Origin of the sequence: Xylanibacter rodentium (assembly GCF_013166575.1) — a bacterium.
Classification (GTDB): domain Bacteria; phylum Bacteroidota; class Bacteroidia; order Bacteroidales; family Bacteroidaceae; genus Prevotella; species Prevotella rodentium.
The window spans coordinates 74164-91913 of record NZ_JABKKE010000016.1 but is presented as its reverse complement, the minus strand read 5'-3'; the positions used below and the strand labels follow the sequence as shown (position 1 = coordinate 91913).

The window sequence follows — 17750 nt, the reverse complement described above, 5'->3', positions numbered from 1 at the left end:
ATATGCGCCCTGCCCTGTATGAGCAAACGAAATGACGATGAAACGGATATGCAAAGAAAGCATGATTGAAAGGTCTGAACTGCTGATATATATATATGCGCCCTGAAAGGGCAACAAGCACATAGCCCAGGGCAGAGCGTAGCGACACCCTGGGGAATCAAATCACAAAACAATCATCAACGCCCTGAAAGGGCAAAAGCATAATGAAACAATGGCACAATCATTAAGCAAAGTATACATCCATCTGATTTTCCATATCAGAACAACGAGTCCCATGATACGGGATGAAGAATTGGAACGTGTACATTCATATATAGGCCAGCTTGTCAATACAACCGGAAGCAGGGTGATAAGGGTAGGAGGTACATGCGACCATGTCCACATACTGTTTCTATTATCAAGAAACGGGTGCATATCAAATGTGGTAGAGGAGACAAAGCGCAATAGCAGCAGATGGATAAAATCCATTGATCCTCATTACGGGATGTTTGCATGGCAGGGCGGTTATGGCGTCTTCTCAGTAAGCCAATCAATGGTAGACAAGACATTAAAATATATCGAAAGGCAACGTGAACATCACCAAAAGCTCACATTTGAAGACGAATACATTGAGTTCTTAAAATTATATGATATTGAATATGACGAGAAATATGTGTTTAGCGATTAAAGCTTTTGCCCTTTCAGGGCGCGGAATTGTCAATACACGATCCCCAGGGTGTCGCTACGCTCTGCCCTGGGCTATGTGCTTGTTGCCCTTTCAGGGCGCAAAGGTTTCAACAGTTTTGAATATTTAACCGATACATGTCAGAAAACAAAAGGTTCTACAGTATGAACGTTTAACTGATACATGTCAGAAAAAGGTTCTACAGTATGAACGTTTAACCGATACATGTCAGGGCGCAAAGGATTCTACAGTATAAATGTTTAACTATAACTATTCCGGACGAACGTTTTCGTCAAGCCATATGGGCAGAGTGAGCCTGCTCAGAATCTGCCGCGGCGAGAAAACGGAAGATGAGTTCCAACTAATTTCAGCAACAGAAACTTAAATTATCATTGTAAACCAATAAGAACAAAAATCCTATCTCAAAAAAGTGACAGGAACATCAAAACAAAAGAAATGGAAATAATACTTATCAAGGCATTGCAGTTTATGCTTGCCATATCAATCTTGGTTCTGCTGCACGAAGGCGGCCACTTCTTTTTCGCACGGCTTTTCGGCATACGGGTTGAGAAGTTCTATCTGTTTTTCGACCCGTGGTTCCACCTGTTCGAGTTCAAACCTAAGAACAGCGAAACCACATACGGCATGGGATGGCTGCCATTGGGCGGCTACTGCAAGATAGCAGGCATGATCGACGAGTCGTTCGACACTGACCAGATGAAACAGCCGATGCAACCGTGGGAGTTTCGCGCCAAACCCGCATGGCAGCGCCTGTTGGTGATGGTAGGCGGTGTACTTGTCAACTTCCTGCTGGCTCTGTTCATCTACTCAATGCTGCTCTTCACATGGGGAGACACTTATATCCCTACAAAGGATATGACCCACGGAATGAAGTTCAACAGCGAAGCCAAAGAGCTCGGATTCCGCGACGGCGACATCGTAGTGGGAACTGAAAACGGAGAGTTCAAGGAGTATGGCATGGACATGTTCCGCGACCTGTCCGAAGCTACCCGCGCCGACATTATCCGTAACGGAAAGGCGATGAGTATCAGTCTGCCCGGCGAGATAAACCTGCTCGGCATGCTCAAGACCGAACCAAAGTTCATGGCTCCGCTAACACCGGCAGTGACAGACAGTGTGATACCGGGCAGTGCCGCGGCGAAGGCCGGAATGAGAAAGGGTGACAGGATTGTTGCTTTCAACGGCAAGCCCATCGACTCATACAACGAGTTCACCGACCGGATCGGCCGCCTCATGGATGTGATGGTTACGGCAAAGACTCCGGCAGACAGCATGAAAGTGCGCCGTGCTACGATAGTAACCGAGCGCGCCGGAAGGCTCGACACGGCCGACGTGGTCCTCTCGGCCGACCTGAAGTTGGGATTCACTATAAAACATTGGGCCGAACTCTACAAGCCTGTAACCAAAAAGTACGGATTCTTCGAGAGTTTCCCTGCCGGAGTGAAATACGGTTGCGGCATACTGAAAGGCTATGTCGACGACATGAAGTATGTGTTCTCTGCCGAAGGCGCCAAATCGGTAGGCGGCTTCGGAACAATAGCCAACCTGTTCCCCGCAACATGGAACTGGTATGCGTTCTGGGAGATGACGGCTTTCTTGAGCATCATCCTCGCATTCATGAACATACTGCCCATCCCGGCACTCGACGGCGGTCATGTGCTCTTCCTGCTCTACGAAATGATCACGCGCCGCAAACCAAGCGAGAACTTCATGATCAAGGCCGAATATTTAGGTTTCGGCATACTGATTCTGCTTATGGTCATGGCCAATCTGAATGACATCCTCCGCTGGTTGCATCTGATGTAACCAAAAACCAGGCCAACAAAAAAGATACATTTCACCGGTAGCTTACAGTTGCATGAATATTGAAGCTATATCGCATGCAACTGTAAGCTAAGTCGGACAATCTGCTTTCAATCTGTCATTTCGGTTCAAAAAGTTGCTTTAATCAAGCCTGCAAGCTATCATATTGCTACCATTTTAAGTAATTTTGCACGCAATATGTAACTTTTCTCGAGAAGTAAGCAAACTTAATGCAACTAAATATGACAAATGGATTATACAATGCTGCATACGAGCACGATGCGTGCGGTGTGGGCATGGTGGTCAACATTCACGGCAACAAAAGCCACGAGTTGGTGGACAATGCCCTGAAAGTTCTCGAAAACATGAGACACCGCGGTGCCGAAGGCGCCGACAACAAGACCGGCGACGGAGCTGGCATCATGCTCCAAATACCCCACGAGTTTATTCTTCTTCAAGGAATCCCCGTACCGGAGAAAGGCAAGTACGGCACAGGTCTTGTATTCCTGCCCAAAGATGAGTGCGACCAACAGAAGATACTGTCGGTGATGATAGAAGAGATTGAACGCGAGGGACTCTCACTGATGCATCTGCGCAACGTTCCCACCAATCCCGCCTGTCTGGGCAAGGCCGCACTTGACAGTGAGCCGGCCATCAGACAGATATTCGTCACCGGGGTGACAGACGACAAGGTGAGCGTGTTCGAACGCACACTGTACATGATACGCAAGCGCATCGAACGACGCATACGGCACAAAGACTTCTACATATGCTCCCTGTCAAACAAAAACATTGTATACAAAGGTATGCTGTCGAGCATGCAGGTGAGGCAGTATTTTCCGGACTTGACCAACAATTACTTCACGAGTGGCCTCGCTCTGGTACACTCCCGCTTCTCAACCAACACATTTCCGACATGGAGCCTTGCACAGCCATTCCGTCTGCTGGCACACAACGGTGAGATAAACACCATCCGCGGCAACCGCGGATGGATGCAGGCCCGCGAAAGTGTGCTTAACTCCGGGACCTTGGGCGACATCAGACAGCTGTCGCCTATCGTCCAGCCCAGCATGAGCGACTCGGCCAGTCTGGACAACGTTTTCGAGTTTTTCGTAATGAGCGGTCTGTCGCTGCCACACGCCATGAGCGTAATGGTGCCGGAAAGCTTCAACGACAAAAACCCGATATCGGAAGACCTGAAAGCCTTCTTCGAATACCACTCGATACTGATGGAACCGTGGGACGGTCCGGCGGCACTGCTATTCAGCGACGGCCGCTATGCCGGCGGAATGCTCGACCGCAACGGTCTGCGCCCGGCCCGATACACCATTACGAAAAAAGACATGATGGTAGTGGCATCGGAAGTAGGCGTGATGGACTTCGACCCGGACGAAATTGCCGAGAAAGGGCGCCTGCAACCCGGAAAGATACTGCTCATCGACACTCAGGAGGGCCGCATATACTACGACGGCGAGATAAAGGAAAGACTGGCCGCCGAGCATCCGTACCGACACTGGCTGTCGACCAACCGCATACAACTGGAGAAACTAAAGAGCGGCCGCAAGGTGCAAAACGACATAGCCAACCTGACGGAACACGAACTGATGTTCGGATACAGTGCCGAGGATATCGACAGTACCATCATCCCGATGTGCGTCAACGGACAGGAACCCACGGCAGCCATGGGCAATGACACTCCGCTGGCCGTATTGTCCGACCGTCCGCAACTGCTGTTCAACTATTTCCGCCAGCAGTTTGCCCAGGTGACCAACCCTGCCATAGACTCCATACGTGAGAATCTGGTGATGTCACTCACCGAATATATAGGCCGCGTGGGGTCGGGAATACTCAATCCCGACGAGTCGAACTGCAAGATGGTGCGTCTGCCCCACCCTATCCTTAACAACACCCAACTCGACATACTGTGCAACATACGCTACAAGGGGTTCAACACCATCAAACTGCCGATACTTTTCGAATGTGCCAAGGCCGAGGACGGACTGCGCGAGGCTATAGACAACCTGTGCAAGGAGGCGGAACACAGTGTGGACGAGGGTTACAACTACATAATTCTGACCGACCGCGACATTGACCGCGAGCATGCTGCAATACCGAGTCTGCTGGCTGTGAGCGCCGTACACCATCATCTGATATCGGTGGGCAAACGCGTACAGACGGCCCTGATCGTGGAGAGCGGCGAGATACGCGAGACGATGCACGCAGCACTGCTGTTAGGTTACGGAGCATCGGCATTATGCCCATACATGACGTTCGCCATACTCGACGACCTCGTAAAACGTGGCAAGATACAGGAAAACTACGAGACAGCCGAGGCCAACTACATAAAAGCCGTAAAGAAAGCACTGCTGAAGATTATGGCAAAGATGGGCATATCTACCATACGAAGCTATCGGGGAGCAAAGATATTCGAGAGTATCGGCCTGTCGGAAAGCCTGCTGAAGACATATTTCGGCACGGAAATGTCGACAATAGGCGGAATAGGACTGGAGAAAATTGCAAAAGACGCGATAGTGAGGGTAACAGGAGCCCCTCTAAATATCCCCAAAGGGGAGGTGCCTGCGGGGGCTTCTGCAACAACTCCGTTCCATCATCCGGAAGCCCTGACCAACCAAGGTCAGTTTCACTGGCGCAAGGACGGCATACGCCACGCATGGAATCCCGAGACAATATCCGCATTGCAACTCGCCACACGCACAGGCAGCTACGCCAAATACAAGGAGTTTGCACGCCTTGTGGACGAAAAGGACAAACCCATATTCATCCGCGATTTCTTCGGACTACGCCGCAATCCCATAGACATCGACAAAGTGGAGCCGGTGGAGGCTATCATGAAACACTTCGTGGTAGGTGCCATGAGTTTCGGAGCATTGAGCAAAGAGGCACACGAGGCGATAGCCATGGCTATGAACAAGATAGGCGGACGCTCGAACACCGGCGAGGGCGGTGAGGACAGCGAGCGTTTCACAGCCACCCGCGACGGTATACCGCTGTCGTCGAAGACAAAGCAGGTGGCGTCGGGACGTTTCGGCGTGACAACGGAATATCTGGTCAACGCCGAAGAGATACAGATAAAGGTGGCACAGGGAGCCAAACCCGGCGAAGGCGGACAGCTGCCGGGATTCAAGGTTAACGAGGTGATAGCCCGCACACGCCATTCGATACCGGGCATATCGCTCATCTCTCCTCCGCCACATCACGACATATACTCAATAGAAGATCTGGCACAACTCATCTTCGATCTGAAAAACGTGAACCCCACGGCATTCATCAGCGTAAAGCTCGTAGCCGAGAGTGGAGTGGGAACCATTGCCGCAGGTGTGGCAAAGGCAAAGGCCGACCTGATTGTAATATCGGGAGCCGAGGGCGGCACGGGAGCCAGCCCGGCGTCGAGCATGCGATTTGCCGGAATATCGCCGGAGATAGGATTGAGCGAGACACAACAGACGCTCGTGCTGAACGGTCTGCGCGGACAAGTGCGCCTGCAAGTGGACGGACAGCTGAAGACGGGCCGCGACGTTATACTGATGGCGTTGCTCGGGGCCGAGGAATTCAGTTTCGGCACGCTGGCACTCATCGTCCTGGGCTGCGTGATGATGCGTAAATGCAACCTGAACACATGCCCGATGGGTGTGGCCACACAAAACCCGGAACTGCGCAAGTATTTCAGAGGACGATATGAATATCTCGTCAACTATTTCACATTCCTTGCACAGGAAGTGCGCGAATATCTGGCAGAGATGGGATATACGAGGCTTGAAGACATCGTGGGACGAACAGAACTGATAGCCCCCTTAATTCCCCCAAAGGGAGAAAAGCCTGCGGACAGTTCTCAAAATCTCCCATTGGGTGACACGGAGAGGGGATTGGACTTCAGCCGTCTGCTCCATCGTGCAGACAACGGCAACGTACTGCATCACACGGCCGACATTCCTGCCGACCTCAAGGATGTGCTCGACCAAAGGATAATCCACTCTGCACAACACGCGATAGATACACGTGAAGAAATTGACCTCGACTATACCATCAAGAACACCGACCGAGCGACGGGAGTGATGCTCAGCGGACTCATCGCCCGCAAATACGGTTCGGCCGGACTGCCGGAGAACACTGTCAACGTGAAATTCAAAGGCTCAGCCGGACAGAGTTTCGGAGCATTCCTCGTAAACGGAGTGAGTTTCAAACTTGAAGGCGAGACCAACGACTACTTCGGCAAAGGTCTCAGCGGCGGACGCATTGCGATACTGCCGCCGGTACGAAGCAACTTCCCTGCCGAGGACAACATCATTGCCGGCAACACCGGTCTGTATGGAGCCACAAGCGGCGAACTGTACGTCAACGGCAAAGTGGGCGAGCGCTTCGGCGTGAGAAACTCAGGCGCTACAGCCGTCATCGAGGGCGCAGGCGACCACTGTTGCGAGTACATGACGGGCGGGCGAGTAGTGGTGCTCGGCGAAACGGGCCGCAACTTTGCCGCAGGAATGAGCGGCGGTGTGGCATACGTATGGGACAAGAACCACAATTTCGACTACTTCTGCAACATGGACATGGTGGAGATAAACCTCGTGGAAGACAGCCAATACAGAAAAGAGCTGCACGAACTTATCCGTCAGCACTATCTGTATACCGGCTCGAAACTGGCCCGCACAATGCTCGACGACTGGAACCGATATGTCGAAGACTTCATCCAAGTGGTTCCGATAGAATACAAGCGCGTGTTACAGGAAGAGCAGATGAAAAAACTGCAACAGAAGATAGCGGACATGCAGAGGGATTATTAGAACGTTTTCGTTAGCCATATGGGCAGAGTGAGCTTGCTCAAACTCTGCCATGGCGAGAAAACGAAGAATGAAATCCAACATTTTCATCAAACCGGATAAGCAGAGTGAAACTTGTTTCGATAATGACAAGAGTGGAATAAAAAATAGAGTAATTTTTCAACATGAACAATAAATTCCTTACAATACACCGCCAGGAAGCGGGATACAGACCTATACACGACCGTATACACGATTTCGGTGAAGTGGAACAAACGCTCAACAGCAAGGACCGCCGCACGCAGGCATCACGCTGCATGGATTGCGGCGTGCCGTTCTGCCACTGGGCATGTCCATTGGGCAACAAGCCGCCGGAATGGAACGATGCCCTGAGCAAAGGCGACTATGAGACAGCATACCGCCTGCTCAACGACACCAACGACTTCCCCGAGTTCACCGGACGCATCTGCCCGGCATTATGCGAGAAGGCATGCGTACTGAATCTCATGTCACACGAGCCTACAACAAACCGCGAAAATGAGGCTGCCATCACCGAAATGGCTTTTCAGGAGAATCTGGTGCACGTGGTACAGCCCGTGCGCAACGGCCGAAGAGTAGCCGTGATAGGAGCCGGCCCGGCCGGACTGGTGGCTGCCAACCGCCTCAACCGTATGGGCTACGCCGTAACAGTGTTTGAACGTTGCGAGAACGCAGGCGGACTTCTGCGCTACGGAATACCCAATTTCAAACTCAACAAAGCCATCATCGACCGCCGCCTGCACCTGCTCTACGAAGAGGGCATTGACTTCCGCTACGGCGAGGACATAGATCTCACGTCACTGCCCGAGGGTTACGACGCCTACGTCGTATCCACCGGCACCCCAACGGCACGCGATCTTCCCGTTCCCGGACGCGAGTTGCGCGGTGTACACTTCGCACTGGACATGCTGTCACAGCAGAACCGTATACTGGCCGGCACCGACTTCAAGAAAGACGAACTCGTCAATGCCCGAGACAAGGACGTGCTCGTCATCGGTGGCGGCGACACGGGCAGCGACTGCATCGGCACGGCCCACCGTCAAGGCTGCCGCAGCGTGACACAGATAGAGATCATGCCCAAACCGCCCGTCGGTCCCGACGACCCTCACAACCCGTGGCCCAACTATCCCCGTACGTTCAAGACCACATCGAGCCATGAAGAAGGCTGCACCCGACGATGGAACGTCAACACATTGGAATTCATCGGTAAGGACGGGCGCCTGACAGGTGTGAAAGTGCAGGAAATAAAATGGAAGCCCAATCCCGACGGCGGTCGCCCTATCATGGAGCCTGCCGGCAAACCTGAGGTGATAAAATGCGAACTTGCACTGCTGGCTATGGGATTCGTCAAACCCGAAATGCCGCAGTTCGCCGACAATGTATTCACCGCCGGAGATGCCGCCACGGGGGCCTCGCTCGTAGTACGTGCCATGGCCGGAGGGCGCAAGGCAGCCGCAGACATTGACAATTACCTGAACGCCACCAACAAGTAATACGAACAAAAAAACAACGGCTAATCAGCCGGAATTGACATAATAATATATAATGGGATCAGACCCCGTTTCCATACGGCCCGTACCACCTCTATATGCCATGTTTGGAAATCGTAGTAGGTGCGCCTTGGATGAAAACCATTTTTGGAAATAAGAATGTGTACGCCTTGAAAAGGCAGCAAGCACATAGCCCGGGGCAGAGCGTAGCGGCACCCCGGGGATAGCGTATTCCCAACCGCGCCCTGAAAGGGCAAAAGCATTAGCCATCAAACACTTACGATTCATATTTTGCTTGTGTATTTATGCTTTTGCCCTTGCAGGGCGCGGGGATTGGCGATGTTTGACTCCCGGGGTGCCGCTACGCTCTGCCCCGGGCTATGTGCTTGCTGCCTTTTCAAGGCGCACACATAATCCGGTATTTATATAATCCTGAAATCATACAACGTCTTTCATCTTATATTGTGCTCCAAGTTAATTTATGTTTGTATAATCAAAGATAAACCTTTTTTGATTATCCTTATCTGTTTATTTTTTGCAATAACGCTTTCCTTTATTACTTTTGCAACATCATTGAGACACAAAAGAAATATGTCAGAACAAATAAAGAGAGAGAATTGTAAAAAAATTGTTTAACGTTTTAAAAGTTAGTAGTTATGGGATTAATAGGTTCTATCATCATTGGTATTCTGGCCGGATTCTTGGCCGGTAAGATTATGCGCGGCGGCGGTTACGGCTGTCTCATCAACCTCATACTGGGTGTTGTCGGCGGTGCCTTAGGCGGCTGGCTGTTCAGCTTCATAGGTCTGTCGTGGGGAGGTATCCTCGGTCAGTTGTGTACGGCCGTAGTAGGTGCGGTAGTCATTTTATCAATTGCATCATTGTTCAAAAAAGATTAAAGGAGGTGTTTTGGTTTATCTGATTATGGCGCTTCGGAACAATTGTCCCGAAGCGCCATAACCTTTTGTACATTATGCCATTCCATTGCCGACCATGAAATACACCATTATAAAAGCAGGAAAATACCATTATGACAGCAAAACCAACCGTACACAGTCATAATATCATCATCAAATGGCCATTGTTTACACATAGACAATTTTAAGCACAATTTGGCTTTAAACTGTAACCGATATAAAGGATTCCTGTTACAAATTGCAACAACAGACATAAAAGTATATAAAAACGGTAACTTGTCCGCAGACTTTTCTTTCAAATCATTGTACCTTTGCAACACAAGAAATTAAAATATAATGTATTAAGGTATAAAGACTGCCAAAATGAGCAAAACCATCAAGTTCACCAAGATGCACGGAGCCGGCAACGACTATATATACGTAGACACCTCGCTGTACGGTATAGACAATCCTGAGGCGGCTGCCGTAAAATGGAGCGACCGCCATAAAGGCATCGGCAGTGACGGACTGGTGCTTATAGACAAATCGCCAATACCCGAAGCCGACTTCTCCATGAGAATCTTCAATGCCGACGGTTCGGAAGCCATGATGTGCGGCAATGCATCGCGATGCATCGGCAAATATCTGCACGACAAGGGACTGACAGACCTTACGGAGATACGTCTGCTGACACTCTCTGGCATAAAGACGTTGAGTCTGCATTTGAGAGTTGACGGCACGACAGAAAGCGTGACGGTGGACATGCTCGCTCCCACCTTGACATGCCGCAGCCAATTGGCCACCACCGACGGAACAATGACTGACGGCGAAGTGGAAGCCGGCGACCGTACATTCCGAGGCACATTCGTATCTATGGGCAACCCTCATTTTGTAATATTCACGGATAACATCGACGACATCGATATTGCACGCTATGGGGCCATACTGGAACATCATCCGCTATTCCCCGAACGCTGCAATATCGAGTTTGCCGAAGTTGAGGACAACGGCAACATCCGCACACGAGTGTGGGAACGCGGCAGCGGCATCACCATGGCCTGCGGCACCGGTGCTTGTGCCACCGCCGTAGCAGCCGCACTGACAGGACGCTCCCCGCGCCACTGCACCATCGTGATGGACGGCGGTGAACTTGACATCCGCTGGGACGAGACCGACGGACATGTATACAAGACCGGACCTGCAGAATTCGTTTTCGACGGAGAGACGGAATACACATGAATACAAACGTTTTCGTTAAGCCAGATGAGCAGAGTGAAACTTGTTTCAGTTCTGCCATGGCGAGAAAACGCGCATGAATATGAACGTTTTCGCCAATCCAAATGAGCAGAGTGAGCCTGACAAAACCCTGCCATGGCGAGAAAACGGGGATGAAATAACTTCAAACAACATAAAGAAAGAGAACAACATCATGGCATTAGTAAACGAACACTTCCTGAAACTGCCGAACAACTATCTGTTCGCCGACATCGCCAAGAAAGTGAATGCTTTCAAAGTATCCCATTCCAATGCCGACTTGATAAGCCTTGGTATAGGCGACGTCACGCAACCGCTCTGTCCGGCTGTGACCGAGGCCATGCACAAGGCTGTGGACGAGATGGCAGACAGGGACACTTTCCGCGGCTACGGTCCCGAACAGGGCTACCCGTTTCTGCGCGAAGCCATCGTGAAGAACGACTTCCTGCCCCGGGGCATACATCTTGATCCCAACGAGATTTTCATCAACGACGGAGCAAAAAGCGACACCGGCAACATCCAGGAACTCGTACGCTGGGACAACAGCATCGGTGTGACCGACCCCATCTATCCCGTATACATCGACTCGAATGTGATGATAGGCCGCGCGGGAACAGTGAACGACGGCAAGTGGAGCAACGTGATATACATGCCGTGCACGGCCGAAAACAACTTTGTTCCGCAGATACCAGACCGCCGCGTCGACATAATATACCTGTGCTATCCCAACAACCCCACCGGCACGGTGATATCCAAGGAAGAACTGCGCAAATGGGTGAACTACGCCCTCAAGAACGACACGCTGATATTCTACGACGCAGCCTACGAAGCATACATACAGGACCCCGACATCCCCCACTCCATATACGAGATAAAGGGCGCACGCAAGGTGGCGATAGAGTTCCACAGCTATTCCAAGACGGCAGGATTTACCGGCCTGCGCTGCGGATATACCGTAGTGCCTAAAGACATAACGGCCGGCACCATCGACGGCCGTGAACGCATATCGCTGCATCAGCTATGGTATCGCCGTCAGTGTACCAAGTTCAACGGCACAAGCTACGTGAGCCAAAGGGCTGCCGAGGCCACATACACTCCGGAAGGAAAGGAACAGGTGAAAAAGACCATACAATACTACATGACCAACGCCCGCATCATGCACGAGACACTCACCCGATACGGACTGCAGGTCTTCGGCGGTGAAAACGCGCCCTACCTGTGGGTAAAGACACCGCAGGGTGAAAGCAGCTGGCGCTTCTTCGAGCGGATGCTCTACGAGGCCCATGTCGTATGCACACCAGGAGTAGGCTTCGGCCCGAGCGGCGAGGGATATGTACGGCTGACAGCTTTCGGCCTACGCGAAGACTGCGAGAAAGCCATGGAACGGCTGGGGAAATGGATCTGACAGATGTCCGTCCATGGAGTTAAAGAAGTTATCGGGAGTTACCGCTCCCTATGGTCGATTGGGGTTAAAGACAAATACTTCCAGACCATCGCAGCAAGACACTTTATGCAGGATATGTATTTAACTTCCAAATGTTTTTAACATTCACAAACAATCAACAAAATACAAACAGACAATGGCAAATTTAAGATTTCAGGTTGTTGCAGAGGCATTCAAGAAAAAGCCTCTTGAGGTGAAAACTCCGGCAGAGCGCCCATGCGAATTTTTCGGCAAAAACGTGTTCACACGTGAGAAAATGTACAAATATCTGCCGAAAGACGTCTATGAAAAGCTTGTGGACGTGATCGACAACGGCACACGACTCGACCGCTCGATAGCCGACGCCGTGGCTGCGGGAATAAAACAGTGGGCCGTAGAAAACGGGGTGACACACTACACGCACTGGTTCCAGCCGCTGACGGAAGGCACCGCCGAAAAGCACGACTCATTCATAGAGCACGACCACAAGGGTGGCATGGTAGAGGAATTCAGCGGCAAGCTGCTCGTACAGCAGGAACCCGATGCCTCATCGTTTCCCAACGGCGGCATACGCAACACCTTCGAGGCACGCGGATATTCGGCATGGGACCCTACATCACCTGTCTTCATCATCGACGACACTCTTTGTATACCCACAATATTCATATCATATACGGGCGAGGCACTCGACTACAAGGCACCGCTGCTGCGCACGCTGCACGCTGTGAACGTGGCCGCCACCGACGTCTGCCGGTACTTCTACCCCGACGTAAAGAAAGTACAGAGCAATCTGGGATGGGAACAGGAGTATTTTCTCGTAGACGAGGGACTCTATTCGGCCCGCCCCGACCTGCTGCTCACCGGCCGCACACTGATGGGACATGACTCGGCCAAGAACCAGCAGATGGACGACCATTACTTCGGAACCATCCCCGACCGTGTGCAGGCTTTCATGAAAGATCTCGAAATAAGAGCTCTCGAGCTGGCCATACCGTGCAAGACACGTCACAACGAGGTAGCGCCCAACCAGTTTGAACTGGCCCCTATATACGAGGAATGCAACCTGGCCGTAGACCACAACATGCTCCTGATGTCGCTGATGAAGCGTGTGGCGCGAAAGCACGGATTCCGCGTACTGCTGCACGAGAAGCCTTTTGCAGGCATCAACGGCTCCGGCAAGCACAACAACTGGAGCCTCAGCACCGATACCGGCATACTGCTGCACGGCCCGGGAAAGACCCCGATGGACAATCTGCGCTTCGTCACATTCATCGTTGAGACACTGATGGGCGTATACCGCCACAACGGACTTCTAAAGGCAAGCATAATGAGCGCCACCAACGCCCACCGGCTCGGAGCCAACGAGGCGCCGCCCGCCATCATATCGTCATTCCTCGGCAAGCAACTGAGCGAATTGCTCGACCATATAGAGAAATCGGACAAGGACGAACTGTTCAACATCGTGGGCAAGCAGAGTATGAAACTCGAAATACCGGAGATACCGGAACTGCTCATCGACAACACCGATCGCAACCGCACCAGCCCCTTCGCCTTCACCGGCAACCGCTTCGAGTTCCGTGCCGTGGGCAGCGAAGCCAACTGTGCCTCGGCAATGATTGCCCTCAACTCGGCCGTGGCTGAGGCATTGGCCGACTTCAAAAAACGTGTCGACGCCATCATCGACAAAGGCGAAAACAAGACACGCGCCATCATCGACATCCTACGCGAAGACATAAAGACCTGCAAACCCATACGCTTCGACGGAAACGGATACAGCGACGAGTGGGTGGAAGAAGCCCGCCGCCGCGGTCTGGACTGCGAGACGAGCTGCCCCGTGATATTCGAGCGCTATCTCGACGCAGAGAGCATTGATATGTTCGAGAGTCTCGGAGTGATGTCGAGGAAAGAACTTGAAGCACGCAATGAGGTGAAATGGGAGACGTATACGAAGAAGATACAGATAGAAGCCCGCGTGATAGGCGACCTGTCGATGAACCACATCATACCCGTGGCCACCCACTACCAAAGCAAACTGCTGAAGAACGTCGAAAACATGCGCGGCATATTCCCACCCGAAAAGGCCGACAAACTGTCAGCACGCAACATAAAGCTGATAGAGGAGATAGCCGACCGCACGGCCGTCATCGAGAAAGGCGTGGAAGAACTCGTAGCCGCACGCAAGGTGGCAAACAAGATTGAGAACGAACATCTGAAAGCCATTGCTTACCACGACACCGTGGCACCCAAGATGGAACTGATACGCTACCAGATAGACAAACTTGAGCTGATAGTGGAAGACCGGCTGTGGACACTTCCAAAATACCGTGAGCTATTGTTTATAAGGTAAAAAAGAAGTCCCGCCCTGATATACCGGCGGGACTCTTCACAGACAATCTATTTCTTTTTTGGTTGTTTGAAGTTTGCAACGGGAGAGCACTGTGAAGTGCCTTCCCGTTCTTATTCAACAGTCTTTTGTTTTTAAAGGAGTCAAGAAGCCATCTCCCCCCCCTTATTCACCATATCCTCCGAAACTCTGGTTTTCGTCGTCCATGCCACTGTTCATTTCCTCACGCGGCTTTTTCTTCGAACTCATGTTACCGAAGTTCCATGTCAGTGTGATGTTGGCACGCGGGTCGCGCCAGTTCTCCTGATAACGTTCGAAGCTGTCCGTGTTTGTATAAGTCTTCCAACGGCGGCTGTTGAACACGTCGCGCCAATTGACCGACAGCGCAAACTGCTTGTTGAGGAACGACTTGCGCAGTCCGAGATCAAGGCTGGCACTCGGCTTTCTATAACCCTGTGTGATAACCGTACGCGACCGGTAGTTGCCCGTTGCCTGCAACGATATATCGTAAGGCAGGATGAAACTTGCCAGCATCCGGGCATCCCATGAGAAATTCTCGTCCGACCGTCCCGTCACTGTCTGATCGTTGATGACATATCTGAAACCGTCGAGCTTGTAGTAATAAGCATTCACTGTGGTGGTAAGGTCGAGGATGCGGAAGAGTTTGTCTTTCAAAATCAGTTCCACACCGGCACTTTGGCTCTTGGCTACGTTCTCACTGGTAGAATATATCACATCGTCTACATTGTATTTCACCGTCTGTATCACATCTGTCGTCGGCCGGTAGTACGTTCCTACGGAGAGGGTATGGTTCTGCCAGGTCTTCAGATAGTTGAGCGAAAACGAGTTGGTGTACTCCGGCGTAAGCTCGGGATTACCGAACGACACCATCGACGCATCGCTCGTGTTCTTGAAACTGTTGAGCTGTCCGCCCCACGGACGGCGCAGACGACGAGTATAGTTGAGCTGGAGCTGCGATGTCTCGGTGAGCGGGTAATTGAGGAACAGGCTCGGGAACAGCTGGAAATAATCTTTCTTGAACGGTGCGTCGCGCAATGAGGGGTCATGCTCCTGGTCGTACGTGTAACTCTCTGTGTTCACCCTCCAGTATTCGCCGCGCAGACCGGCCATCACACCGAGCCTGCCCACCTTGGTGGTAAGTGTGGCATAGAGCGCATGCACATCCATATCATAGATGAACCGGTTGAAATATTCCTTGTCTTCCGTTATATTATGTCCGGCCCACGAACTGCCGTCCATCCACGATTCCTGCGGTGTGTTCTCGTGCGAGAAGCGTCCGTTGTATCCCGCTTCCAGCTTAAGGTTCTCCATTATCTGGTTCTCATAGTCCAGCTTGGCCTCCCACGAACGGTTGTTGATGAACATCGGGCGATATTGGTACATATACTCCGTAGGGCCGGCAGGGTCGATATATGTCGTGCTGTCCTGATAATAGCTGTTGTCGTCGCTCTTCCACTTGCCAAACGACAGGTTGAAGTCGAGCTTGTGAGCCTCACTGAAAGTGTGGGTATATCCCATCTCGGCATGATACATACGCATATCTCCGTCAGACGTGTTGCGGCGGAACATCAGTCGCGAGTCTGTCGGAGCGCCCACCGTACCGTAATGATACGGGATGATGCTCTCGTTGTCACGCTTGCCCTGCATGGTCATTCCCGAGAACGACAGGTCGTCCTTGTCGGTAAAGTGCCATGTCAGGCCGGCACGGGCAAATAGATTTCCGCCCCCGCGATTGTTTTCAGCCTCATAGTTCTGATATGTATTGCTGCCCTTATAGGTCTGCTCGCTGAGCGAGCCGCCATTGTTCTTGCGACGTCGGTAACCCACATTGGCAAAGGCATCGAGCTTTCCGCTCGAATAGTTGATGCTTCCGCCTGTGTTCCATCCTCCGCTCGTAGCCGCACCGGCACGCACCGAGCCATAGTATCCGGCACGGCGGTCACGTTTGAGTATAATGTTGATTATTCCCGCCGAGCCTTCGGGACTGAACTTTGCGCTCGGATTGTCTATCACCTCTATCTTCTCTATGCTCTCGGCCGGTATCTGCTGCAATATCTCGGCACGGTTGTCACTGGTAAGGCCGCTGGCTTTTCCATTTATCCACACCTCGACACTTGAATTGCCGCGCAACGATATCTCACCGTCGGTGGTAACCTCTACCGAAGGGATATTCTCAAGCAAATCGCTTGCCGAGCCGCCCGCCGCAGCAAGAACCTGATCTACGGAGAACGACTTGCGGTCCACCTCAAGTTTCATCTGCGAGCGCTGACCGGTCACCTGTACCTCCTTTAGCATCTTTTGGTCTCCGGCCAGATATAGGGCATTGTACGACACGGCACGGCGGTCTTTAGTAACTTCAAAATTGCGTACAACATCCTTATAGCCCATGAACGACACCGTAAGCACATATTTCCCGTCGGCCAGTCCGGTGACATTAAACGTACCTTTGGCATCGGTTATCGCGCCTTTCACCATCTTTCCCGTGGCAGACTGCGTCACGCGGATGTTTACAAACTGCAGTACCTCGTTTGTCTGCTTATCCAATACTCTACCCTTTACCGTCCCCTGAGCCAAGGACACAACCACATAGGCCAGGGCTAAACATGTCATTATAAATCGATTCATAACACATATTTGACGCATCACAATGCTTATGGTTTAATCTGTAATGACATAAAAAGCATAAAAAAGGACATGGATTGTTTTCTCAACCATCCTTTCTGTCATTCCTTGCCGTCAAGTTCGTTCTGCATCTCTTCTGAAAGTTCCACGAGAAAATTATACCCCAATATTGCCGATATGCGGCAAAGCAATTTGACATTGATGTCCTCGCGCCTGAATATATGATACACGTTTGAACGTTCACATGGTATTTGAGATGCCAACCAAATGGCAGTACGGCCTTTTTCGCCAAGAATTTCCTTTATCCTATTTCCTATATGCATAATAAAAAGAATTTATAAATAAGTAAACGTGACAACTGTTTTACAGCAACTTGACGCCCCATAACTACGCCTAAC

10 protein-coding genes are annotated in these 17750 nt (G+C 51.4%); 8 read left to right on the top strand and 2 right to left on the bottom strand.

Going from position 1 to position 17750, the window contains the following annotated elements:
* The first annotated feature begins 211 nt into the window (after positions 1-211).
* The 8 genes from HPS55_RS10035 (at position 212) to HPS55_RS10000 (ending at position 14712) form a co-directional block, all read left to right on the top strand.
* The gene (locus HPS55_RS10035) at positions 212-667 is read left to right on the top strand and encodes a transposase (RefSeq protein WP_172177727.1); all 456 of its coding nucleotides are present in this window, start codon (positions 212-214) and stop codon (positions 665-667) included.
* A gap of 453 nt (positions 668-1120) precedes the next feature.
* On the top strand, positions 1121-2491 hold the full coding sequence (gene rseP / locus HPS55_RS10030; protein WP_172177729.1) for an RIP metalloprotease RseP: 1371 nt from the start codon (positions 1121-1123) through the stop codon (positions 2489-2491).
* A 227-nt stretch (positions 2492-2718) separates the two neighbouring features.
* Positions 2719-7287 (top strand): glutamate synthase large subunit, encoded by a 4569-nt coding sequence (gltB, locus tag HPS55_RS10025; protein ID WP_172177731.1) that lies wholly within the window; start codon positions 2719-2721, stop codon positions 7285-7287.
* 161 nt (positions 7288-7448) lie between these two features.
* A complete protein-coding gene (locus HPS55_RS10020; RefSeq protein WP_172177733.1) occupies positions 7449-8795 on the top strand; it encodes a glutamate synthase subunit beta in 1347 nt (448 codons plus the stop codon).
* A gap of 653 nt (positions 8796-9448) precedes the next feature.
* Positions 9449-9691 (top strand): GlsB/YeaQ/YmgE family stress response membrane protein, encoded by a 243-nt coding sequence (locus HPS55_RS10015; RefSeq protein WP_172177734.1) that lies wholly within the window; start codon positions 9449-9451, stop codon positions 9689-9691.
* A gap of 381 nt (positions 9692-10072) precedes the next feature.
* Positions 10073-10927: a diaminopimelate epimerase gene (dapF, locus tag HPS55_RS10010; protein WP_172177736.1), complete on the top strand. Its 855-nt coding sequence runs from the start codon at positions 10073-10075 to the stop codon at positions 10925-10927.
* Between the two features lie 190 nt (positions 10928-11117).
* A complete protein-coding gene (locus HPS55_RS10005) occupies positions 11118-12347 on the top strand; it encodes an LL-diaminopimelate aminotransferase (RefSeq protein WP_172324943.1) in 1230 nt (409 codons plus the stop codon).
* 175 nt (positions 12348-12522) lie between these two features.
* A complete protein-coding gene (locus tag HPS55_RS10000; RefSeq protein ID WP_172177738.1) occupies positions 12523-14712 on the top strand; it encodes a glutamine synthetase III family protein in 2190 nt (729 codons plus the stop codon).
* A 162-nt stretch (positions 14713-14874) separates the two neighbouring features.
* Here HPS55_RS10000 and HPS55_RS09995 read toward each other — a convergent pair whose 3' ends face one another.
* Both HPS55_RS09995 and HPS55_RS09990 read right to left on the bottom strand, forming a co-directional pair.
* Positions 14875-17355, bottom strand: a complete 2481-nt coding sequence (locus HPS55_RS09995; protein WP_253945865.1) for a TonB-dependent receptor domain-containing protein — start codon at positions 17353-17355, stop codon at positions 14875-14877.
* A 98-nt stretch (positions 17356-17453) separates the two neighbouring features.
* Positions 17454-17675 (bottom strand): hypothetical protein, encoded by a 222-nt coding sequence (locus HPS55_RS09990; RefSeq protein WP_216653136.1) that lies wholly within the window; start codon positions 17673-17675, stop codon positions 17454-17456.
* Between the last annotated feature and the right edge of the window lie 75 nt (positions 17676-17750).

Bases quoted from the DNA above. Each gene is read 5' to 3' on its own strand.
- HPS55_RS10035 (WP_172177727.1), top strand. From the start codon at position 212: ATGGCACAATCATTAAGCAAAGTATACATCCATCTGATTTTCCATATC.
- rseP (WP_172177729.1), top strand. From the start codon at position 1,121: ATGGAAATAATACTTATCAAGGCATTGCAGTTTATGCTTGCCATATCA.
- gltB (WP_172177731.1), top strand. From the start codon at position 2,719: ATGCAACTAAATATGACAAATGGATTATACAATGCTGCATACGAGCAC.
- HPS55_RS10020 (WP_172177733.1), top strand. From the start codon at position 7,449: ATGAACAATAAATTCCTTACAATACACCGCCAGGAAGCGGGATACAGA.
- HPS55_RS10015 (WP_172177734.1), top strand. From the start codon at position 9,449: ATGGGATTAATAGGTTCTATCATCATTGGTATTCTGGCCGGATTCTTG.
- dapF (WP_172177736.1), top strand. From the start codon at position 10,073: ATGAGCAAAACCATCAAGTTCACCAAGATGCACGGAGCCGGCAACGAC.
- HPS55_RS10005 (WP_172324943.1), top strand. From the start codon at position 11,118: ATGGCATTAGTAAACGAACACTTCCTGAAACTGCCGAACAACTATCTG.
- HPS55_RS10000 (WP_172177738.1), top strand. From the start codon at position 12,523: ATGGCAAATTTAAGATTTCAGGTTGTTGCAGAGGCATTCAAGAAAAAG.
- HPS55_RS09995 (WP_253945865.1), bottom strand. From the start codon at position 17,355: ATGAATCGATTTATAATGACATGTTTAGCCCTGGCCTATGTGGTTGTG.
- HPS55_RS09990 (WP_216653136.1), bottom strand. From the start codon at position 17,675: ATGCATATAGGAAATAGGATAAAGGAAATTCTTGGCGAAAAAGGCCGT.